17 protein-coding genes are annotated in these 22,437 nt (G+C 62.4%); 11 read left to right on the forward strand and 6 right to left on the reverse strand.

What is annotated here, in order from left to right; translation table 11 throughout:
• Positions 1 to 2 precede the first annotated feature (2 nt).
• Genes BFN10_RS27370 through BFN10_RS27415 form a run of 10 tightly spaced genes read left to right on the forward strand, consistent with a single transcriptional unit; the run spans position 3 to position 9,512 of the window.
• A complete protein-coding gene (locus BFN10_RS27370; RefSeq protein ID WP_071492349.1) occupies positions 3 to 677 on the forward strand; it encodes an outer membrane lipoprotein carrier protein LolA in 675 nt (224 codons plus the stop codon).
• On the forward strand, positions 667 to 2,979 hold the full coding sequence (locus tag BFN10_RS27375) for an MMPL family transporter (protein ID WP_071492350.1): 2,313 nt from the start codon (positions 667 to 669) through the stop codon (positions 2,977 to 2,979). Before BFN10_RS27370 ends, BFN10_RS27375 begins: the two co-directional genes overlap by 11 nt.
• A gap of 33 nt (positions 2,980 to 3,012) precedes the next feature.
• On the forward strand, positions 3,013 to 4,260 hold the full coding sequence (locus BFN10_RS27380) for an NAD(P)/FAD-dependent oxidoreductase (RefSeq protein ID WP_071492351.1): 1,248 nt from the start codon (positions 3,013 to 3,015) through the stop codon (positions 4,258 to 4,260).
• A complete protein-coding gene (locus BFN10_RS27385; RefSeq protein ID WP_071492352.1) occupies positions 4,257 to 4,991 on the forward strand; it encodes a class I SAM-dependent methyltransferase in 735 nt (244 codons plus the stop codon). The genes BFN10_RS27380 and BFN10_RS27385 overlap by 4 nt, the downstream gene beginning before the upstream one ends.
• Positions 4,988 to 5,470: a hypothetical protein gene (locus BFN10_RS27390; RefSeq protein ID WP_071492353.1), complete on the forward strand. Its 483-nt coding sequence runs from the start codon at positions 4,988 to 4,990 to the stop codon at positions 5,468 to 5,470. The genes BFN10_RS27385 and BFN10_RS27390 overlap by 4 nt, the downstream gene beginning before the upstream one ends.
• The gene (locus tag BFN10_RS27395; RefSeq protein ID WP_071492354.1) at positions 5,467 to 6,633 is read left to right on the forward strand and encodes a beta-ketoacyl-[acyl-carrier-protein] synthase family protein; all 1,167 of its coding nucleotides are present in this window, start codon (positions 5,467 to 5,469) and stop codon (positions 6,631 to 6,633) included. The genes BFN10_RS27390 and BFN10_RS27395 overlap by 4 nt, the downstream gene beginning before the upstream one ends.
• Complete coding sequence (locus BFN10_RS27400) at positions 6,630 to 7,091, forward strand: hotdog family protein (protein WP_071492355.1); 462 nt, start codon at positions 6,630 to 6,632, stop codon at positions 7,089 to 7,091. Before BFN10_RS27395 ends, BFN10_RS27400 begins: the two co-directional genes overlap by 4 nt.
• A complete protein-coding gene (gene fabG / locus BFN10_RS27405; RefSeq protein ID WP_071492356.1) occupies positions 7,088 to 7,816 on the forward strand; it encodes a 3-oxoacyl-ACP reductase FabG in 729 nt (242 codons plus the stop codon). Before BFN10_RS27400 ends, fabG begins: the two co-directional genes overlap by 4 nt.
• Entirely contained in the window at positions 7,816 to 9,042 is a 1,227-nt protein-coding gene (locus BFN10_RS27410; RefSeq protein ID WP_071492357.1) for a beta-ketoacyl-ACP synthase, read from the forward strand. Before fabG ends, BFN10_RS27410 begins: the two co-directional genes overlap by 1 nt.
• A gap of 26 nt (positions 9,043 to 9,068) precedes the next feature.
• Positions 9,069 to 9,512: a hypothetical protein gene (locus tag BFN10_RS27415; protein WP_071492358.1), complete on the forward strand. Its 444-nt coding sequence runs from the start codon at positions 9,069 to 9,071 to the stop codon at positions 9,510 to 9,512.
• 239 nt (positions 9,513 to 9,751) lie between these two features.
• Here the strand turns inward: BFN10_RS27415 and BFN10_RS27420 are convergent, their stop codons facing one another.
• A complete protein-coding gene (locus BFN10_RS27420) occupies positions 9,752 to 10,666 on the reverse strand; it encodes a LysR family transcriptional regulator (RefSeq protein WP_071492359.1) in 915 nt (304 codons plus the stop codon).
• Positions 10,667 to 10,838: 172 nt separating this feature from the next.
• On the opposite strand from BFN10_RS27420, the gene BFN10_RS27425 reads away from it, so the two are divergent.
• A complete protein-coding gene (locus BFN10_RS27425) occupies positions 10,839 to 12,065 on the forward strand; it encodes an MFS transporter (RefSeq protein ID WP_409996324.1) in 1,227 nt (408 codons plus the stop codon).
• 119 nt (positions 12,066 to 12,184) lie between these two features.
• Here the strand turns inward: BFN10_RS27425 and hemE are convergent, their stop codons facing one another.
• The 5 genes from hemE to aroB form a co-directional block, all read right to left on the reverse strand.
• Entirely contained in the window at positions 12,185 to 13,252 is a 1,068-nt protein-coding gene (gene hemE, locus BFN10_RS27430; RefSeq protein ID WP_071492361.1) for a uroporphyrinogen decarboxylase, read from the reverse strand.
• Positions 13,253 to 13,493: 241 nt separating this feature from the next.
• Positions 13,494 to 14,912, reverse strand: coding sequence for an FAD-dependent oxidoreductase (locus tag BFN10_RS27435; RefSeq protein ID WP_071492362.1), 1,419 nt, complete (start codon positions 14,910 to 14,912; stop codon positions 13,494 to 13,496).
• A 32-nt stretch (positions 14,913 to 14,944) separates the two neighbouring features.
• Complete coding sequence (gene gltB, locus BFN10_RS27440; RefSeq protein WP_071492363.1) at positions 14,945 to 19,390, reverse strand: glutamate synthase large subunit; 4,446 nt, start codon at positions 19,388 to 19,390, stop codon at positions 14,945 to 14,947.
• Between the two features lie 351 nt (positions 19,391 to 19,741).
• Complete coding sequence (locus BFN10_RS27445) at positions 19,742 to 21,301, reverse strand: SPOR domain-containing protein (RefSeq protein WP_071492364.1); 1,560 nt, start codon at positions 21,299 to 21,301, stop codon at positions 19,742 to 19,744.
• A gap of 10 nt (positions 21,302 to 21,311) precedes the next feature.
• Positions 21,312 to 22,412 carry a 3-dehydroquinate synthase gene (aroB, locus tag BFN10_RS27450; protein WP_071492365.1) on the reverse strand — a complete coding sequence of 367 codons (1,101 nt, stop codon included), beginning with the start codon at positions 22,410 to 22,412 and terminating at the stop codon, positions 21,312 to 21,314.
• Positions 22,413 to 22,437 lie beyond the last annotated feature (25 nt).

Below are 22,437 nucleotides of genomic sequence, written 5' to 3' on the forward strand. Positions count from 1 at the left end.
ATATGGGAGGGGGCTTACCCCCGACGGACTTCAACGATAACGCGATCCGCCGGACACTACGCAGCGCCCTCAGGCTCATCGCGGGCAAGCCCGCTGCCACATTTTTGATCGGGTTGTTCCTGAGCTTCAGTGCACATGCTTTTGACTTGCAACAACTCAGCGACCAACTGGCCAAACCCTCGGTGATCCACGGCAACTTCACCCAGGAAAAACACCTGCGTGCCCTGCCCCAGCCCTTGGTCAGCAAAGGCACCTTCGTGCTCGCCAAGGACCATGGCCTGCTGTGGCTGCTGAAAGCCCCACTGCAACAGGACTACCGCATCAGCGCCCAGGGCATTGCCCGTCGCGACGCCAATGGTTGGCAACTGCTGCCGAACAAGAGCGCCGGTGCCGAGCAAAATCGGCTGTTCCTCGCCGTACTGCAGGGCGACAGCAGCGGCCTGCAACGTGACTTCGAGTTGAAGCTGCAAGGCGAGGCCAAGCAGTGGAAGTTGACCCTGATCCCGCGCTCGCTGTTGCTCAAGCAAGTCTTCACCCAGATCAACATCGACGGCGGCGACCTGGTGCAAACCATCGAACTGCTGGAAACCCAGGGCGACAGCACCGTGCTGCGCATGCAAGACAGCCATGCCGACCTGCCCCTGAGTGAAGCGGAGCAACACGACTTTGCCCAGTGAGCGCCTGCTGCCGCGCCTGTTCCTGATCCTGCTGGTGGCCGTGCTGGCCCTGGCCGGCTGGCAGTGGCGCCACGGTGCGCCGCTGTCGGCCAACCTGATGGAACTGGTGCCGGGCAACACCCCGGATGCGCTGGAACAGCAAGCCGAACAACGCATGCAGGAGCCGCTGAACCGCGAAATGCTGGTGCTGGTGGGGCATGCCGACCGCCAGCAAGCCGTGGCCGTGGCGCAACAGTTGGGCGAGCGCTGGCAGGCCAGCGGGCTATTCGAAAAAGTGCAGTGGAACCTGCAAGCCGACTTGCCGGCACTGCGCGAGCAATTGCTGCGTGGCCGCCTGGCGATGCTGTCAGCCAAGGACCGCGAGCAACTGATCGAGCATCCCGATGCGTTTATCCAGCAACGCGTACAGGCGCTGTTCGACCCCTTCACCGGATTCAGCCTGGTGCCGAGCCAGGATGACTGGCTGGGCCTGACCGGGCGTATCCAGAACAGCCAGCCGCAACACGGCTCGGTGCAACTGGATATCGGCAGCGGCGCATTGATCGCCGATGCCGACGGCAAAAGCTGGGTGCTGCTGCGGGCACGCACCACCGGCAATGCCTTCGACATGAAACTGCCGTTGCAGGTGGCGGATCTGCTCCAGGCGAGCCGCGAGCAAGCCGGTCAGCAAGGCGCGCAATTGCTCGCCGCCAGCGGTTTGTTGTACGCCGCCAATGGTCAACAGCAGGCCACGCGGGAGATCACCTGGGTCGGCGGCGGCGCTACCGTTGGCATCCTGTTGTTGCTGTTGCTCGCCTTCCGCCGCTGGCGCGTGCTGCTGGCCTTTGTGCCGGTGCTGGTGGGCATGCTGTTTGGCGCGGTGGCCTGTGTGGCGCTGTTCGGCCATATGCATGTGATGACCTTGGTACTCGGTTCCAGCCTGATCGGCGTGGCGGTGGATTACCCGCTGCACTACCTGTCGAAGAGCTGGAGCCTGCAGCCGTGGCGCAGTTGGCCGGCGTTGCGCATCACCTTGCCGGGTTTGAGCCTGAGCCTGGCCACCAGTTGCATCGGCTACCTGGCGCTGGCCTGGACGCCGTTCCCGGCGCTGACCCAGATTGCGGTGTTCTCCGCAGCGGGACTGGTCGGTGCGTACCTGTCCGCCGTGTGCCTGCTGCCGGCGCTGCTCAAGGGCGTCGAACTGCGCCCGGCGCAATGGCCGCTGCGCGTCGCGCAATGCCTGTGGCTAGTGCGCGAATCGCTGCTCAAGCGCGTGCCGAGCCCGGCATTGCTGGCGCTTGTGCTGCTGTTTTGCGCCGGCGGCCTGTGGCACTTGAACAGCAAGAACGATATCCGCCAGTGGATCGGCGCGCCGCCGCAGCTGCTGCAAGAAGCCCAGGCCGTGGCGCGGATCACCGGGTTCCAACCTACCAGCCAGTTTTTCCTGGTGCGTGCAGACAACCAGCAACAGCTGTTGGAGCGTCAACACGCGTTGGGCCAACGCCTAGATCAGCTGGTGAACATGGACAAGCTCCAGGGCTACCTGGCGCTCGATCAACTGGTCAGCCTGCCCGCCGAACAGCAACAGCTGCGCGACGCACTGAACGCACTGCCGCAACACTGGCGGCCGCTGCTGGACCTCGGCGTGCCCGCCAGTGCCCTGCAAGCCGAAGTCGCCCAGTTGCAAGCACTGCCCACCCAAGACATCGACGCCGCGCTGAAAGGCCCGCTGGCCGAGCCTTGGCGCACGCTGTGGCTCGGGCCGGTGGACGGCGGCGTGGCGGCGATGGTCAGCCTGCAAGGCTTGAACAACCCCGCGCTGCTGCGCGTGCAAGCGCTGGATCTGCCCGGCGTGCAGTTGGTCGACCGCCTGGGCGACTTGAACCGGGTGTTTGCCGACACCCAGATCAGCGCCGCTGAATTGAAGTTGATGTCCTGCGTCTTGATCGTCCTGCTGCTGATCCTGCCGTTCGGTTTCGGCGGGGCCTTGCGCATCGTCGCCCTGCCATTGCTGGCGGCGCTGTGCAGCCTGGCCAGCCTCGGTTGGCTGGGCCAGCCGCTGACGCTGTTCAGCCTGTTCGGCCTGCTGCTGGTCACGGCCATCAGCGTGGACTACGCAATCCTGATGCGCGAACAGATAGGCGGTCCTGCGGTCAGTCTTCTCGGCACATTGCTGGCGGCGCTGACGACCTGGTTGTCGTTTGGCCTGCTGGCCGTATCAAGTACGCCAGCGGTGAGCAATTTCGGCTTATCGGTCAGCCTGGGCCTGGCATTCAGCTTTATGCTGGCACCCTGGGCCGGGCGGCAGAAGCACGCCTTATGAATGTAATTATCGCCAATGTGGCAAGGAGCCCTCGTGCCCACAGTTGAAATGGAACGTCGCCAGGTGGTGGTGATCGGTGCCGGTCCATCCGGGGCTATCGCCGCCGCGCTGTTAAAGCGCAAAGGGCATGATGTATTGATCATCGAGCGCCAGCATTTTCCACGGTTCTCGATTGGCGAAAGCCTGCTGTCGCACTGCATCGACTTTATCGAAGAAGCCGGCATGCTCGACGCCGTGCAGGCGGCAGGTTTCCAGGTGAAAACCGGCGCCGCGTTTGCCTGGGGCGAGCGCTACAGCGCGTTTGATTTCGGCGACACCTTCAGCAACGGCAAACCGACCACTTTCCAGGTGCAGCGCGGCGAGTTCGACAAGTTGCTGGCCGATCAGGCAGCCAAGCAAGGCGTGGATATCCGCTACGGCGAAACCATCGTCGGCGTGGACTTCAAGGGTGAGTCGCGCTACCTGCATGTACGCAGGGAGAACGGCAGCGAGTACCACCTCAAGGCCAAGTTCGTGCTCGATGCCAGTGGCTACGGCCGGGTGTTGCCGCGCCTGCTGGAGCTGGATCTGCCGTCGGACTTTCCGGTGCGCCAGGCGGTGTTCACCCACATCGAAGATCGCATCGAACACCCAGGTTTCGACCGCAGCAAGATCCTGGTGACCACACACCCGACCCAGCGTGATATCTGGTTCTGGACCATCCCGTTCAGCAACGGCCGCTGCTCGGTGGGCGTGGTCGCTGCCAAGCAGCATTTCGACGGTCGTGACAGTGACCTCGACGCCTGCCTGCGCGGCTTCATCGATGAAACCCCGAGCCTGGCCGGTGTGCTGCAAAACGCCGTATGGGATACGCCGGCGCGGACCATCGGCGGCTACGCGGCCAACGTCAAAGCCCTGCACGGGCCTGGCTTTGCGCTGCTGGGCAACGCGGCGGAATTTCTCGACCCGGTGTTTTCTTCGGGCGTGACCATCGCCATGCGTTCGGCGAGCATGGCGGCCGGCGTGCTGCATCGTCAGCTCAACGGCGAAACCGTAGACTGGCAGACAGAGTTTGCCGAACCGTTGAAGCGCGGTGTCGATACGTTCCGCTGCTACGTCGAAGGCTGGTACGCCGGGACGTTCCAGGATGTGATCTTCCATCCGGGCAGTTCGCCGGAGATTCGCCGGATGATCGCGTCGATCCTCGCCGGTTATGCGTGGGATGAGCGCAACCCGTTTGTGAGTGAGCCCAAGCGACGCTTGCGGATGTTGTCGGAAATTTGCGCAGGGGACGCCGCGTGAGCAGTCAGTATTTGAGTAAGAACTACGTCGAAGAAACCAGGTTCGGCTTCTGGTTCCTGCGCAGCCACACCTGGCAGCACCATGTGTTGCGCGTGGCGATCAACGACCTGCGCAGCCTGTTCACCGAACCACTGCCACAAGCGCCGGTGCTGCTGGACGCCGGTTGCGGCCAGGGCAAATCCTTCAAGCTGTTGCAGCAGGTGTTCGCCCCGAAGCGCCTGATCGGTCTTGACGCGGACCTGCACAGCCTGGAACTGAGCCGTGAAGAAGCGGCGCGCCAGGGCCTGACCATCGAGCTGATCGGCAGTGACTGCGCCACCCTGCAGGTGCCGGACGACAGCGTGGACATCCTGTTCTGCCACCAGACCTTCCACCACTTGGTAGAGCAGCATCGCGCACTCAAGGAGTTCTACCGCGTGCTCAAGCCAGGCGGTTACTTGCTGTTTGCCGAGTCCACCGAAGCCTATATCGACACCTGGGTGATCCGCTGGCTGTTCCGCCACCCGATGCATGTGCAGAAAAGCGCCGAAGAATACCTGGAGATGCTCCGCGAACAGGGCTTTGAGTTCGGCCCGCAAAACATCTCGTACCCGTACTTGTGGTGGAGCCGCTCCAGCGACTTCGGCCTGCTGGAACGCTGGGGCCTGCGCAAGGCACCGCCGGTGGGGCAACGCGAAGAAACCCTGGTCAACTGCGTGGCACGCAAACCACTGGCGAGTGCCAACCCATGATGCGCTGGCTGTTGATCGGTTGCCTGTTGCTGCTGGGCGCCTGTGCCAGCCAGGCGCCGTTGCCCGAGAAAATCCCGGCCCTGGCCTTGCCGCTGCAACTGCATGTGCAACGCCTGGCTGACGGCCAGAGCCAGGACTGGCTGCTGGTGATCCAGCGCGAAGGCGGCGGCATTCGCTGGTCGATGATGGACCCGCTGGGCATTCCCCAGGCCCGGCAAAAGCTGATCGATGGCGAGTGGCAAGCCGATGGTTTGCTGCCGCCCAACCCCCAGGCACGCGAGCTGTTTGCCGCGCTGCTGTTTGCGCTGACCTCGTCGGATGACGTGCGTACGCTGTACCCCAGCGCGCAGGCGATGGATTTGACGCGCACCCTGCCGGGCCATTGGCAGATCGTGTACCAGTCTTCCGAGGTGTTCAGCGTAAATATGACTGGCCAACCCTTGAGCTACCGCATCACACCGCTAGGAGCGGCACGATGACCGCCTACCTGAACGCCCTGGGCGTGATTTGCGCCCTTGGCCGTGGCCAGGCGGAGGTCAGCCGCAGCCTGTTTGCCGGTGACTGCTCCGGCATGCGCGCCGAAAGCGGCTGGGTCCCGGACCGTGTGCTGCCGGTGGCCGGTGTGCACGGCGAACTGGCAACCATACCCGCTGAGCTGGGCCAGCAAAGCAGCCGTAATAACCAGTTGCTGCTGGAAGCGGCGTTGCAGATCGAGGGCGAGATCCGCCAGGCGATCCACACCTACGGCGCCTCACGGGTCGGCATCGTGCTCGGCACCAGCACCTCGGGTATCGATGAAGCCAGTCGCGGTATTGCCCATTACCTGCGCGAACACCAGTTCCCCGGCGATTACGATTACCGGCAGCAGGAACTCAGCGCCCCGGCGAACTTCCTCGCCGACTGGCTGCAACTGAGCGGCCCGGCCTATGTGATCTCCACCGCCTGCACCTCCAGCGCGCGCGCATTGATGAGCGCCCAGCGCCTGCTGGACCTGGGCGTGTGCGATGCAGTGATCTGCGGCGGCGTCGACAGCCTGTGCAAGCTCACGCTCAACGGGTTCAGTGCCTTGGAAGCGGTGTCGAACGAACGCTGCAACCCGTTTTCGGTGAACCGTAACGGCATCAACATCGGCGAAGCGGCCGTGCTGTTCCTGATGAGCAAGGTGCCTGCCCCCATCGCCCTGCTGGGCAGCGGCGCCAGTTGCGATGCGCACCATATTTCCGCCCCGGAACCCACCGGCAAAGGTGCATTGCAGGCGATGCGCAAGGCCCTGGCCAGCGCGAAATTGCAGCCCGGGCAGATCGGCTATCTGAACCTGCACGGCACCGCCACCCAGCATAACGATGCGATGGAAAGCCTGGCGGTCGCCAGCCTGTTCCCGCACGGCGTGGCCTGCTCGTCGACCAAACCCCTGAGCGGGCATACCCTGGGCGCTGCCGGTGCGCTGGAAGCGGCGTTCTGCTGGTTGAGCCTGGTCCATCACCGGGTGCCGCCGCATGTCTGGGATGGCCAGGCCGACCCGGCACTGCCCGCCTTGCACTGGGCGCAAGCCGCAGAGCCCCTGGAAAAACGCTGCCTGATGAGCAACTCGTTTGCCTTCGGCGGTAACAATGTCAGCCTGATTATTGGAGAGGCCCCATGATCGATTGGCCACTCGCCGAACTGCTGCCCCATGCGGGCGACATGATCCTGATCGACCAGGTGCTGTCGTTCGATGAAGAGCAGGTCCGCACCCGCACCACAATCAAGCCAGGCGGCCTGTTCAACCGCGCTGACGGTAGCCTGCCGGCCTGGGTCGGCATCGAGTTGATGGCGCAAAGCGTCGCCGCCTACGCCGGTTGCCACGCGCGCCAGAAAGGTGAAGCGGTGGAACTGGGTTTCCTGCTCGGCACGCGCAAGTTCGAATGCAACGTGGAACACTTTCCGGCAGGCGCCGAGCTGAGCATCCACGGCCTGCGCTCCCTGGAAGACGACAATGGCATGGGTGTGTTCGAATGCCACCTGACCGGTGACGGTATCCAGGCGAGCGCCCGCTTGAATGTATTTCGACCGCCCCAGGCGGCCAATTATTTAGATGAATCGAAGGACGTAACGCCATGACTGAATCCGTACTGGTCACCGGCTCCAGCCGTGGCATCGGCCGCGCTATTGCACTGCGCCTGGCCCAGGCCGGGCATGACCTCGTGCTGCACTGCCGCAGCGGGCGTAGTGACGCCGATGCGGTGCAGGCCGAGGTTGAAGCCCTGGGCCGCAAGGCGCGGGTGTTGCAGTTCGATGTGGCGGATCGTGCGCTGTGCAAGGAAATTCTCGAGGCCGATGTGGAGCAACATGGCGCCTACTACGGCGTGGTGCTCAATGCCGGCCTGACCCGTGACGGCGCATTCCCGGCCCTGTCGGAGGAGGACTGGGACGTAGTGATGCGCACTAATCTGGACGGTTTCTACAACGTGCTGCACCCGGTGATGATGCCGATGATTCGTCGTCGCGCGGCTGGGCGTATCGTGTGCATCACGTCGGTTTCCGGTTTGATCGGCAACCGTGGCCAGGTCAACTACAGCGCGTCCAAAGCCGGCCTGATCGGCGCGGCCAAGGCCCTGGCCATCGAGCTGGGCAAGCGCAAGATCACCGTCAACTGCGTCGCCCCCGGCTTGATCGACACGGCGATGCTGGATGAAAACGTACCGGTGGAAGAGCTGATGAAAATGATCCCGGCGCAGCGCATGGGCACGCCGGAAGAAGTCGCCGGTGCGGTGAACTTCCTGATGTCGGCCGAAGCCGGCTATATCACGCGCCAGGTCCTGGCCGTGAATGGAGGCTTGTGCTGATGAAGCGCGTCGTCGTCACCGGCATGGCCGGCATGACCTCCCTGGGTAGCGATTGGGCGAGCATTTCGGCCAACTTCCGCGCCAACCGCAGTGGCATCCGGCGCATGGACGAGTGGGACCGCTTCACTGAATTGAACACGCGCCTGGCCGGGCCGATCGACGACTTCGTCGTGCCCGCCCATTGGACGCGCAAGCAACTGCGCAGCATGGGCCGCGTCTCGCGTCTGGCGGTGTGGGCGGCGGAGCAGGCGTTGCAGGACGCCGGTTTGCTCGGTGACGAGTCGATCAAGGACGGACGCATGGGCGTGGCTTGCGGCTCGTCCACCGGCAGCACGGACGAGATCAAGGCGTTCGGCAATATGCTGCTGAACTCGGTGGCCGAGGGGCTGAATGCCAACTCCTACGTGCGCATGATGCCGCACACCACGGCGGCGAATATCAGCATCTTCTTTGGCCTGACCGGGCGGCTGATCCCCACGTCCAGCGCATGCACCAGCGGCAGCCAGGGCATCGGCTATGCCTATGAGGCGATCAAGTTCGGCCGCCTGCCCCTGATGCTCGCCGGCGGTGCCGAAGAGCTGTGCCCGACCGAAGCCATGGTGTTCGACGCGCTCTACGCCACCAGCCTGAAAAACGACGCCCCGCAAACCAGCCCACGCCCCTATGACAGTGGCCGCGATGGCCTGGTGATCGGTGAAGGCGGCGGCATGCTGGTGCTCGAAGAACTGGAACATGCGCTGGCGCGCGGTGCGCATATCCATGCCGAGATTGTCGGCTTCGGCAGCAATGCCGACGGTCAGCACACCACCCGCCCGGAGCAGAAAACCATGCGCCGCGCCATGGAGCTGGCCCTGGAAGATGCCGGGCTTGAGCCGTCCGCGATCGGCTACGTGAACGGGCATGGCACCGCCACCGACCAAGGCGACATCGCCGAAACCCTGGCCACCAGCAGCCTGTTCGGCACCCGCATGCCCATCAGTTCGCAGAAGAGTTTCCTCGGCCACACCCTCGGCGCGTGCGGCGCGCTGGAGTCGTGGTTCAGCATCGAGATGATGAACCGCGACCAGTACGTGCACACCTTCAACCTGGACACCGTCGACCCGCAATGCGGCGAGCTGGATTACCTGCAGGGTGACTTCCGCGAGATGCACCACGACTACGTGATGAACAACAACTTTGCCTTTGGCGGCGTCAACACCTCGCTGATTTTCCGCCGCTGGGCCTGACTCTTTAATCGATTGGAGAAAACGGAATGTCTTCCTTGCTACGCGTTACCTTGATCACCCTGGCTCTGCTGGTCAGCGCCGGCTGCACCAGCAAACCGATCCTCAATACCCAGCACGACCTGCCGGCCAACGCCCAGGTCAGCGAAGAAAAAATGAAAACGGTGATCGTCAACGCCCTGCAAAAGCGCGAATGGACGGTACAACGCCTCAGCCCGCAACTGGTGCAGGCCGAAATCACTGTGCGTAACCAGTACTACGCCGCCATCGACATCCGCTACACCCGCAACAGCTACGCCATCACCTACCGCGACAGCCGCGAACTGGGCTACAAGGATGGCAAGATCCATCGCAACTACAACCGTTGGGTGAACAATCTGGATAGCGATATCATGGCGGGCTTGCGCAGCAATGGCGTGAATGAGGCAGGGTCGGCGGCGCAGTTGTTTGAGCAAACCGGCACCACCAAGTAAAACGAATTCAGGCTCTACAGAAACGACAAAGGGCGCCTTTCGGCGCCCTCTTCACAAACAGGTTGGCTTGTCATCGCCGCTTCCTGCCTGGCTCTGCGATTGCTGGTTGCCCAGGATCCTCAGAGTCTCACAAGCCCCTTTCGGGAACGTGGGCAGTATGCCTGAAAACAACTTTACGGCAACCTGTGGCAAAGTGCCGACTCTGCGAATCTTTCCCGTGAATCGCTAAGCAGCTTGCGTTACCTGATATGTGAGCACGTCTCCACCGAGGCCTTGCGAGTCAACAACTCCACAAACGCCTCTGCCATCGGCGTCTGCGCGCCCTTGCGTTGCACCAGCCACACCGCCGTCATCGCCTCCTGATCCAGCAGCGTGCGATACACCACACCATCGATCCGAATGCGCTGGTAGGACGCCGGCAGTACCGACACGCCCAAGCCCGCCGCCACTAGGCCGATGATGGTCATCGCCTCCCCGGCCTCCTGGGCAAAGTGCGGGCTGAAGCCGGCATCACGCGCCAGGTTGAGCAACTGGGCATAGAGGCCGCTGCCGTAAGTGCGCGGGAAAAACACAAACGGCTCCTGTGCCAATTGCGCCAGGTGCAAACCACGCTCGCTGCCCGCCACCAACGGGTGACCCGCACTCAACACCGCCACCAAGGGTTCGCGCATCAACTCGACCACGCTCAAGGAATCCGGCAAGGGCAGTGGCCGCATCAAGCCCACCTGGATCGACTCATCCACCAGCGACTCGGCCACTTCGGTGCTGCTCATCTCCTGCAGGTTCAGATGCACCGCCGGGAACGCCTGGCGAAACGCAAAGATCGCCTGGGGAATGCTGGAATTGAACGGCGCCGACGAGGTGAAGCCAATCTTCAGTTCGCCCAGCTCACCCAACTGCGCCCGGCGCGCTACGTCCGCCGCCTTGTCCACCTGCGCCAGCACCAGCCGCGCCTCTTGCAGGAACAACCGCCCCGCTTCACTCAGTTCGACCCGACGATTGGTACGCTCAAACAACCGCGCCCCCACTTCCTGCTCCAGCGCCTGGATCTGCTGGCTCAGCGGCGGCTGCGAGATGCCCAGCACCTGCGCGGCCCGGCCGAAATGCAGTTCTTCGGCGACGGCGATGAAGTACCGCAAGTGACGCAATTCCATAGGAGCCTCATTAGGTCGTTAAAGCTATCAAACAGGTCGAACAATATATTGGAAAGAATCATTAGGGAGCTATATTCTTTTTTGCATTGCCTGTCCTGGCACGCTCTTCCTCCCCGAGGTCCCCGTGAAAGCTGTTGTTGCTCCACTCGCTCAAGACGTACCGCCCACCGCCCTGGATGAGGTGGTGGCCCAGCTCAATGACGCGTACATCGAAAAAGGCACGCCGATGTTCATGCGCACGGTGCTGGCGTTGTTTTCCGGCGGGTTCGCCACCTTTGCGTTGTTGTATTGCGTGCAGCCGATGATGCCGGCGCTGTCCCAGGAGTTTTCCATCAATGCGGCACAAAGCAGCCTGATCCTGTCGGTGGCCACGGCGATGCTCGCATGTGGTTTGTTGATCACCGGGCCGATTTCCGACCGCCTGGGGCGCAAGCCGGTGATGGTCTCCGCGTTGTTCTGCGCCGCGCTGGCGACCATCGCCAGCGGCCTTATGCCGACCTGGGAAGGTATCCTGCTGATGCGTGCACTGGTGGGTCTGTCGCTCAGCGGCCTGGCCGCCGTAGCCATGACCTACCTGAGCGAAGAGATCCACCCGCAGCACATCGGCCTGGCCATGGGCTTGTACATCGGCGGTAACGCGATTGGCGGCATGAGCGGGCGGCTGATCATCGGCGTGTTGATCGACTTCGTCAGTTGGCACACCGCCATGCTGATTATTGGCGGTCTGGCGCTGATCGCCGCCACGGTGTTCTGGAAGATCCTCCCCGAATCACGGAACTTCCGCGCTACCAGCCTCAAGCCCCGCAGCCTGGTGGATGGATTTGTCATGCACTTCAAGGACGCCGGCCTGCCTTGGCTGTTCCTCGAAGCGTTCCTGTTGATGGGCGCCTTCGTGACCATGTTCAACTACATCGGCTATCGCCTGCTGGCCGATCCTTATGACCTGAGCCAAGCCGTGGTCGGCCTGCTGTCGCTGGTGTACCTCTCGGGCATCTACAGCTCGGCGAAAATCGGCTCCCTGGCTGACCGCCTCGGCCGCCGTCGCGTGCTGTGGGGCACCATCGTGCTGATGCTGGCCGGCATGGCCCTGACCTTGTTCACCCCCCTGTGGCTGGTGGTGCCGGGCATGCTGATCTTCACCTTCGGCTTCTTCGGCGCCCACTCGGTGGCCAGCAGCTGGATCGGCCGCCGCGCGGTGAGGGCCAAGGGGCAAGCGTCGTCGCTGTACCTGTTCTGCTACTACGTGGGGTCGAGTATTGCCGGGACGGCAGGCGGGTTCTTCTGGCACTTCGCCGGGTGGAACGGGATCGGCGCGTTTATCGTGGCGCTGTTGATCGGGGCGTTGCTGGTGGCGTTGAAGTTGGCAAAGTTGCCGCCGTTGGGGCAAGCGAAGGCCTGAGTTTCTCTGGCTTTTAATGTGGGAGGGGGCTACACCCCGATGAGGGTAGATCAGTCATAGTTGTACTGACTGGTACACCGCCATCGGGGGCAAGCCCCCTCCCACATTTGTTTTGCGTGTTATTCGTGATACTGCGCCGACAGCTCATGCACCGCGCGCAGGAACGCACCCGCATGCTCCGGATTCACTTCCGGGGTGATGCCATGGCCGAGGTTGAACACGTGCCCGGTGCCTTTGCCGTAGCTGGCCAGGATGCGGCCAACTTCGGTGCGGATGGCTTCAGGCTTGGCGTACAGCACGGTCGGGTCCATGTTGCCTTGCAGCGCGACGCGGTTGCCCACGCGCTGGCGGGCTTCGCCAATGTCGCAGGTCCAGTCCAGGCCCAGGGCGTCGGCACCGGCGTCGGCAATGCTTTCCAGCCACAGGCCGCCACCCTTGGTGAACATGATTACCGGCACTTTGCGGCCTTCGTGTTCGCGGATCAGGCCGCTGACGATTTTGCGCATGTAGGCCAGGGAGAACTCCTGGTACGCCGCCGCCGACAGGTTGCCGCCCCAGGTGTCGAAGATCTGCACGGCTTGCGCGCCGGCCATGATCTGGCCGTTGAGGTAGGAGGTGACCGACTGTGCCAGCTTGTCCAGCAGCAGGTGCATGGCTTGCGGGTTGTCGTAGAGCATGGCCTTGGTCTTGCGGAAGTCTTTCGACGAGCCGCCTTCGACCATGTAGGTGGCCAGGGTCCAGGGGCTGCCGGAGAAGCCGATCAACGGCACGCGGCCGTTAAGCTCGCGGCGGATGGTGCTGACGGCGTCCATCACGTAACCGAGGTCTTTGTGGGGGTCTGGAATCGGCAGGGCTTCGATATCGGCCAGGGTGCTGACGACTTTCTTGAAACGCGGGCCTTCGCCGGTCTCGAAGTACAGGCCCTGGCCCATGGCGTCAGGGATGGTGAGGATGTCGGAAAAAAGGATGGCCGCGTCCAATTGTGGATAGCGGTCCAGCGGCTGCATCGTGACTTCGCAGGCGAACTCCGGGTTCATGCACAGGCTCATGAAATCGCCGGCGTTGGCGCGACTGGCGCGGTATTCCGGCAGGTAGCGACCGGCCTGGCGCATCATCCACACAGGGGTGACGTCCACGGGTTGCTTGAGCAGGGCACGAAGGAAACGGTCGTTCTTGAGGGCAGTCATGTCGGCATCCGCAAAAAAAGTGCGGGCATTTTCTCAGAGCCAGACGCAAAAGGCACGGTATGAGCCGTGCCTTTTGTCTATCGGGTCAATTTGTCGCGGACATGAAAGCGCTACAAAAATAAATGTGGGAGGGGGCTTGCCCCCGATTGCAGTGTGTCAGTCCCAGTATCTGTAACTGAACCACCGCTATCGGGGGCAAGCCCCCTCCGACATTTTTGACCGCATTTCAGCCTGAACGAGATTAGACGTTCAGGTAATCCAGGATCCCTTCGGCGGCATTGCGGCCTTCGAAGATCGCGGTTACCACCAGGTCAGAACCGCGCACCATGTCGCCACCGGCGAAGATCTTCGGGTTGCTGGTCTGGTGCTTGTACTGGCCTTGTTCCGGGGCCACGACGCGGCCCTGGCTGTCGGTCTGGATCTGGAACTGCTCGAACCACGGCGCCGGGCTTGGGCGGAAGCCGAAGGCGATGACCACGGCATCGGCCGGGATGATCTCTTCGGAACCCGGGATCGGCTCGGGGCTGCGACGGCCACGGGCGTCCGGTTCGCCGAGACGGGTCTCGACCACCTTCACACCCTCGACACGCTCTTCACCGACGATTGCAATAGGCTGGCGGTTGTAGAGGAATTTCACGCCTTCTTCCTTGGCGTTCTTCACCTCTTTGCGCGAGCCCGGCATGTTGGCTTCGTCCCGACGATAGGCACAGGTTACCGACTTGGCGCCCTGGCGGATCGAGGTGCGGTTGCAGTCCATCGCGGTGTCACCACCGCCGAGCACCACGACCTTCTTGCCTTTCATGTCGACGAAGTCTTCCGGCGACTTTTCAAAGCCCAGGTTGCGGTTGACGTTGGCGATCAGGAAATCGAGCGCGTCATAAACGCCCGGCAGGTCCTCACCGGCGAAACCGCCCTTCATGTAGGTGTAGGTGCCCATGCCCATGAACACGGCATCGTATTCTTCGAGCAGTTGCTCCATGGTGATGTCCTTGCCGACTTCGGTATTGAGGCGGAACTCGATACCCATGCCGGTGAACACTTCACGACGGTTGCTCAGGACGGTTTTTTCCAACTTGAACTCGGGGATGCCGAAGGTCAGCAGGCCGCCGATTTCCGGGTTCTTGTCGAACACCACCGGGGTCACGCCGCCACGTACCAGCACGTCGGCACAGCCCAGGCCCGCCGGGCCGGCGCCGATGATCGCGACGCGCTTGCCGGTCGGCTTGACCTTGGACATATCCGGGCGCCAGCCCATGGCGAACGCGGTGTCGGTGATGTACTTCTCCACCGAACCGATGGTCACCGCGCCGAAGCCGTCGTTGAGGGTGCAGGCACCCTCGCACAGACGGTCCTGCGGGCACACCCGGCCGCAGACTTCCGGCAGGGTGTTGGTCTGGTGCGACAGCTCGGCGGCAGCGAGGATGTTGCCCTCGGCCACCAACTTGAGCCAGTTGGGAATGAAGTTGTGCACCGGGCACTTCCATTCGCAATACGGGTTACCGCACCCCAGGCAGCGGTGGGCCTGGTCGGCCGAGTGCTGGGGTTTGAAGGGTTCGTAGATTTCCACGAACTCTTTCTTGCGTTGACGCAACAGTTTCTTCTTCGGATCTTTGCGCCCGACATCGATGAACTGGAAGTCGTTATTCAGACGTTCAGCCATGTTAAAACCTCATCAAACTCTTCAGGCGCATATCACTGCGGGTTGGCACGGATGCTGGAAAGCAACGATTTCAGGTTGGCAGCCTTGGGCTTGACCAGCCAGAAACGACGCAGGTAATCATCGAGGTTTTCGGCGAGGTTACGACCCCATTCGCTGCCGGTTTCCTCGACGTACTCGTCCAGCACGTGCTGCAAGTGGTTCCGGTAGGACTCCATGGCTTCGCCGCTGATCCGCTGGATCTCGACCAACTCGTGGTTGACCTTGTCGACGAAGGTGTTGTCCTGGTCGAGCACGTAGGCGAAACCGCCGGTCATGCCCGAACCAAAGTTGTAACCGGTCTTGCCCAGTACCGCGACAAAGCCCCCGGTCATGTACTCGCAGCAGTGATCGCCAGTGCCTTCCACCACGGTGTGGGCACCGGAGTTACGCACGGCGAAACGCTCACCGGCAGTACCGGCAGCGAACAACTTGCCACCGGTGGCGCCGTACAAGCAGGTGTTGCCGATGATGGCACTGTCCTGGGTCTTGTACACGCTGCCTTTAGGCGGAACGATCACCAGCTTGCCGCCGGTCATGCCCTTGCCCACGTAGTCGTTGGCGTCGCCTTCCAGGTACATGTGCAGGCCGCCGGCGTTCCACACGCCGAAGCTCTGGCCCGCGGTGCCCTTGAAGCGGAAGGTGATCGGCGCTTTCGCCATGCCCTGGTTACCGTGCTTGCGCGCGATTTCGCCGGAGATGCGTGCACCGATGGAACGGTCGCAGTTGCAGATATCCAGGGCGAACTCGCCACCGCTGGCGTCGTTGATCGAGGAACCGGCCATGTCGACCATCTTCTCGGCCAACAGGCCTTTGTCGAACGGTGGATTACGGTCCACGCCGCAGAACTGCGGTTTGTCGGCCGGGATATGATCGCTGCCCAACAGCGGCGTCAGGTCCAGGTGGTTCTGCTTGGCGGTCTGGCCTTCGAGGACTTCCAGCAGATCGGTACGGCCGATCAGCTCTTCCAGCGAACGCACGCCCAGCTTGGCCAGCCACTCACGGGTCTCTTCGGCGACGAAGGTGAAGAAATTCACCACCATGTCGACGGTGCCGATGTAGTGATCCTTGCGCAGCTTCTCGTTCTGAGTGGCGACACCGGTGGCGCAGTTGTTCAGGTGGCAGATGCGCAGGTATTTGCAGCCCAGGGCGATCATCGGCGCAGTGCCAAAGCCAAAGCTCTCCGCACCGAGGATCGCGGCCTTGATCACGTCGAGGCCGGTTTTCAGGCCGCCGTCGGTTTGCACGCGCACCTTGCCACGCAGGTCGTTGCCGCGCAGGGTCTGGTGGGTTTCGGCCAGGCCGAGCTCCCAAGGCGCGCCGGCGTACTTGATGGAAGTCAGCGGCGAAGCGCCGGTGCCGCCGTCGTAGCCAGAGATGGTGATCAGGTCGGCATAGGCCTTGGCCACACCGGCGGCGATAGTGCCCACGCCGGCTTCCGCCACCAGCTTCACCGAGACCAGCGCCTGCGGGTTGACTTGTTTCAAGTCGAAAATCAGCTGCGACAAGTCTTCGATCGAATAGATGTCGTGGTGCGGCGGCGGCGAGATCAGGGTCACGCCCGGCACTGCATAACGCAGCTTGGCGATCAGACCGTTGACCTTGCCGCCTGGCAGCTGGCCGCCCTCACCGGGCTTGGCGCCCTGGGCCACCTTGATCTGCAGCACTTCGGCGTTGACCAGGTATTCCGGGGTTACACCGAAACGGCCGGTCGCGACCTGCTTGATTTTCGAGCTCTTGATGGTGCCGTAGCGCGCCGGGTCTTCACCGCCTTCGCCGGAGTTGGAACGCGCACCCAGGCGGTTCATGGCTTCGGCCAGGGCTTCGTGAGCCTCGGGCGACAACGCGCCCAGGGAGATACCGGCGGAGTCGAAGCGCTTGAGGATCGATTCCAGCGGCTCGACTTCGGCGATGTCCATCGGCGTGTCCAGGGTCTTCACCTTGAACAGGTCACGGATCATCGACACCGGGCGGTTGTCCACCAGCGAGGTGTATGCCTTGAACTTGGCGTAGTCGCCCTGCTGCACGGCGGCTTGCAGGGTGTTGACCACGTCCGGGTTATACGCGTGGTATTCGCCACCGTGCACGAACTTGAGCAGGCCGCCTTGCTGGATCGGCTTGCGCGCACTCCAGGCTTCGGCTGCCAGGGCTTTCTGTTCAGCTTCGATATCGACGAAACGTGCGCCCTTGATGCGACTTGGCACTCCCCGGAAGCTCAGCTCGCAGACTTCTTCGGACAGGCCGATGGCTTCGAACAGTTGCGCACCGCGATAAGACGTAACGGTGGAGATGCCCATCTTCGACAGGATCTTCAGCAGGCCTTTGGTGATGCCCTTGCGGTAGTTCTTGAACACCTCATAGAGGTCGCCCAGCACTTCACCGGTACAGATCAGGTCACCCAGCACTTCGTACGCAAGGAACGGGTACACCGCCGAGGCGCCGAAACCGATCAACACCGCAAAGTGATGCGGGTCGCGGGCGGTGGCGGTTTCGACAAGGATGTTGGAGTCGCAACGCAGGCCTTTCTCGGTCAGGCGGTGGTGCACCGCGCCAGTCGCCAGCGAGGCGTGGATCGGCAGCTTGCCCGGCGCGATGTGGCGGTCGGTCAGTACGATCTGGGTACGACCAGCACGCACGGCTTCTTCGGCCTGGTCGGCGACGTTGCGCACTGCGGCTTCAAGGCCGAGGCTCTCGTCGTAGTTCAGGTCGATGATCTGGCGGTCAAAGCCCGGGCGCTCCAGGGTCATCAGCGAGCGCCACTTGGCCGGAGACACGACCGGCGAGCTGAGGATCACGCGGGAGGCGTGCTCAGGCGACTCCTGGAAGATGTTGCGCTCGGCACCGAGGCACACCTCCAGGGACATCACGATAGCTTCGCGCAGCGGGTCGATAGGCGGGTTGGTCACCTGGGCGAACTGCTGGCGGAAATAGTCGTACGGCGTACGCACGCGCTGGGACAGCACGGCCATCGGCGTGTCATCGCCCATGGAGCCAACCGCCTCGTAGCCTTGCTCACCGAGCGGACGCAGCACCTGGTCGCGCTCTTCGAACGTGACCTGGTACATCTTCATGTATTGCTTGAGTTGGTCCACGTCGTAGAACGCCGAACCATGGTCGTTGTCTTCCATGGTCGCCTGGATGCGCAGGGCGTTCTTGCGCAGCCATTGCTTGTACGGGTGACGGGACTTCAAGCGGTTGTCGATGGCGTCGGTGTCGAGGATCTGCCCGGTTTCGGTGTCCACGGCCAGGATCTGGCCCGGCCCCACGCGGCCTTTGGCGATAACGTCTTCGGGCTTGTAGTCCCACACGCCGATTTCCGAAGCCAGGGTGATGAAACCATTGGTGGTGGTGACCCAACGCGCCGGGCGCAGACCGTTACGGTCGAGCAGGCATACCGCGTAGCGACCGTCGGTCATGACCACGCCGGCCGGGCCGTCCCACGGCTCCATGTGCATCGAGTTGTACTCGTAGAATGCACGCAGGTCCGGGTCCATGGTCTCGACGTTCTGCCACGCTGGCGGAATGATCATGCGCACGCCACGGAACAGGTCGATGCCGCCGGTGACCATCAGTTCGAGCATGTTGTCCATGCTGGAGGAGTCGGAACCCACGCGGTTGACCAGCGGGCCGAGCTCTTCCAGGTCCATCAAATCGTTGGCGAACTTGGTGCGACGGGCCACGGCCCAGTTGCGGTTGCCGGTGATGGTGTTGATCTCGCCGTTGTGGGCGAGGAAGCGGAATGGCTGGGCCAGCGGCCATTTCGGCAGGGTGTTGGTGGAGAAGCGCTGGTGGAACACGCAGATTGCGGTCTGCAGGCGCTCATCGCTCAGGTCTGGATAGAAGGCGGTGAGGTCCGCCGGCATCATCAGGCCTTTATAAATGATGGTCTTGTGGGAAAAGCTGCAGATGTAGTGGTCGGTGTCGGCGGCATTGGCAACGGACGAGCGGCGACGCGACGTGAACAGCTTGATCGCCATGTCCTGGTCGCTCAGGCCGTCCCCGGCGATGAACACTTGCTCGATCTGCGGCAGGCGCTCGAGGGCCAGGCGGCCGAGCACGCTGGTGTCGATCGGCACTTTGCGCCAGCCGACGAGTTGCAGGCCGGCAGCCAGGATCTCGCGGTTCATGTTCTCGCGAGCGGCTTCGGCTTTGACCGGGTCCTGGTTGAAAAACACCATGCCCACGGCGTACTGCTTGGGCAGGTCGACCGCAAATTGCTCTTTTGCGACAGCACGCAGGAACAGGTCGGGCTTTTGAATCAGCAAGCCGCAGCCGTCACCAGTCTTGCCGTCGGCGTTGATCCCACCGCGGTGGGTCATGCAGGTCAGGGCCTCGATGGCCGTTTGCAAAAGGGTATGACTGGGCTCGCCCTGCATATGGGCTATCAGGCCGAAACCGCAGTTATCCTTGAATTCATCGGGTTGGTACAGACCTGCTTTCATAGACACTTTCTCACCAGGCTGCCTCTTATTCCGAGGCAAATTTCTTTTCAATTCAACCGGTTACCTTCCACGCCGAACGTACGCCGGCTTAGCGGGGGCAAAAGGGAGGTCATTGTACACACCGACACAGACGCTCACAAATTTAGCGACGAAATGTCGCAAATCTATGTCGCATTTATGAAAGGTTTAAAGCGATATGCTGTGCTAGTCAAAACTTTTTTAATTCTGACCGTTACGACTCAAAAGCCACTGTGACGCAGACACCACAAAGCGCGCGGTCTCTAGAGACAGCACGCACTTGTGGTTTTTTTGAGGTGCCGGGAGGGCGACCTGGGTAAGGCCGCCGGATCTTCAGCGAGTTGTTGCGAGTTCTTGTTGAACGCTGGCAACAGTGCGAGGCCAAGGTTTACCAGCCTGAACCTTCGCTGGCAAGGCCTTGATGGCAGAATCAGCCGCTGCACGGCTGGAGAAACTGCCATAGGTGATCACGTAGAGAGGCTTGCCGTTGAGCACTTTCTTGAAATAACGGTACTCGCCGCCCTGCTCTTTCACGAACGCCTGGGCGTTGGCTTCGGAGCTGGTGCCGAGGATCTGCACCACGAAGTTGCCGGAAGGCTGGCTGCCATACCAGCCGCTACCTGCAGCACCGGCCTTGGCAACGGTGGCGGCCGGTTTTTCAGCAGGCTTGGCAGCCGGGGCCGGAGCGGGCTTGGCGGCTGGCGCTGGCGCAACAGGTTTGGTCACAGGCGCAGGCTTGGCGGTTGCAACAGTCGGTGCCGGCGTTGGTTTTGCCGCTGGCTGACCGGCTGGGACGCCCGCAGGTGGTGCAGTGGTCGTGACGGTCGGCGGTGTTGCGCTGGAACCTTCCACCGGCACGCCGTCATCACCTTCGGAGATACCACCAGCTTCTTCGGCGAGCGGGCCGCGCATGACAGGTTGGCCAACCATCGGCAGGTTGGTCGGTTGCCCGGAATTGGCGAACTCGACGTTTGGCGTGGGTTTGCCCAGTGGCAACTGCGCCTGTTCGGTTGGCGCGCCGGCCGTAGTCGGTGCCTTGCTGCGGCCTGGAATCAACCAGGCGGCGGCGACAGCGACCACGACAACGGCGGAAATAGCCAATACGTGTTTCTTAGGCATAGTGAACCCCATCTTTGGACGCTTGACCGCTGTGCGGCTGGCAATCATGGCTTCGATCATGGCATCGCGGGCAACCTGGTTGATGGTGCCAGGCCAGCCGTCGGAGCTTTCGTGAATATCAGAGATCTGTTGAGCGGAGAAAAGTTCGATACCCGCGCCCGCGCCTTCCAGGCGTTGAGCCAGGTATTCGCGGGTTTCTTCCTCTTCGTACGGCTGCAGTTCGATGACGTGGAACAGCTCCTGATCACCGCTGATCTGCTCCAGCTCGGCAATCAGCGACGACTCACCAAACAGGAACACGTGGGGGCGACCTTCCGGCGTACCGGCTGCCAGCGCCAGCAGCGCTTCGAGGGCGGATTCGTCGAGCTGTTCGGCGTCATCCACCAGCAGGTAGACTTCCTGGCCGGTCAGGCCCAGTTGTACCACTTGCTTGAGGATTGCGTTCGGCTCGGCAGTCGCCACGTCCAGCGCCTGGGCGACCTGGCGCAACACGCCCGCCGCATCACCGGCACCACGGGCCGACACCACCACGCTCTGCACCGACTGCTTGTTAGTGCTGGCCACCAGGGCCTGGCGCAGCAAGGTTTTGCCGCTGCCCAAAGGGCCGGTCACGACCAGCAGCAATTGGCTGTAGCGCGCGAGGTGATGCAACTGGCCGAGCACTGGTTTGCGCTGGGCCGGGAAAAATTTGAAACCAGGCACCCGTGGAGCAAAAGGGTCGTGGCTTAACTGGTAATGGCCGAGGAACGCCTCGTCGGCATGCAAACTAGTCATCGGGATCTTATTAACCTTTAAGCTGGGCCAGGGCGCGGTAATCCGCTCCCAGCGTGGCCTGTAAAATCTCTTTCGGATAATCGTCGGTCACCACCGCTTCGCCCATGTGGCGCAGCAGCACCAGTCGCAGTCGACCGTCGATCACTTTCTTGTCTATTGCCATATGTTCGAGGAAATCTGCCTCGGTCATCTCTTCAGGCGGAATCACCGGCAAACCGGCGCGCTGGAACAGGCGGATGCCACGGTCACGCTCCTGGGCACTGATCCAGCCCAGGCGCTGCGACATCTCCAGTGCCATCACGGTGCCAGCCGCAACGGCTTCCCCATGCAACCACACACCATAGCCCATGTGGGTTTCGATCGCATGGCCGAAGGTGTGACCCAGGTTCAAGGTGGCCCGTACGCCGGACTCCCGTTCGTCGGCATTCACCACGAGTGCCTTGGCGGCACAGGATCGGGAAATGGCTTCGGTGAGGGCCGCCTGGTCGAGATTGCGCAAGGCGTCGACGTGCTCTTCCAGCCAGGTCAGGAACGGTTCGTCGCAGATCAGCCCGTACTTGATGACTTCCGCCAGACCCGCCGACAGCTCACGCGGCGGCAAGGTGTTGAGAGTCGCGGTGTCGATCAGCACGGCTTGCGGCTGGTAGAACGCGCCCACCATATTCTTGCCCAGCGGGTGGTTGATGCCGGTCTTGCCGCCCACCGACGAATCCACCTGGGACAGCAGGGTGGTCGGCACCTGGATAAAGTCCACGCCACGCTGGTAGCAGGCCGCTGCAAAGCCGGCCATGTCGCCGATCACACCGCCGCCCAGGGCGATCACGGTAGTACGGCGGTCATGACGTGCAGTCAGCAGGCCATCAAAGATCAGTTGCAGGGTTTCCCAGTTCTTATGGGCCTCGCCGTCGGGCAGGATCACAGAAATAACGGAGTACGCCGCGAGGCTGCGGCTCAGACGCTCAAGATACAGCGGCGCGACCGTTTCATTGGAGATGATCGCCACTTGCCGCCCGGCAATATGCGGTGCGAGCAACTCGGTCTGGTCCAACAGACCTTCGCCAATATGGATCGGGTAGCTTCGCTCGCCTAGATCGACCTTAAGTGTCTGCATGTGTCCCCGCGTTGAAGATGTATTG

Origin of the sequence: Pseudomonas extremorientalis (assembly GCF_001870465.1) — a bacterium.
In the GTDB taxonomy this organism is placed as follows: Bacteria; Pseudomonadota; Gammaproteobacteria; order Pseudomonadales; family Pseudomonadaceae; genus Aquipseudomonas; species Aquipseudomonas extremorientalis.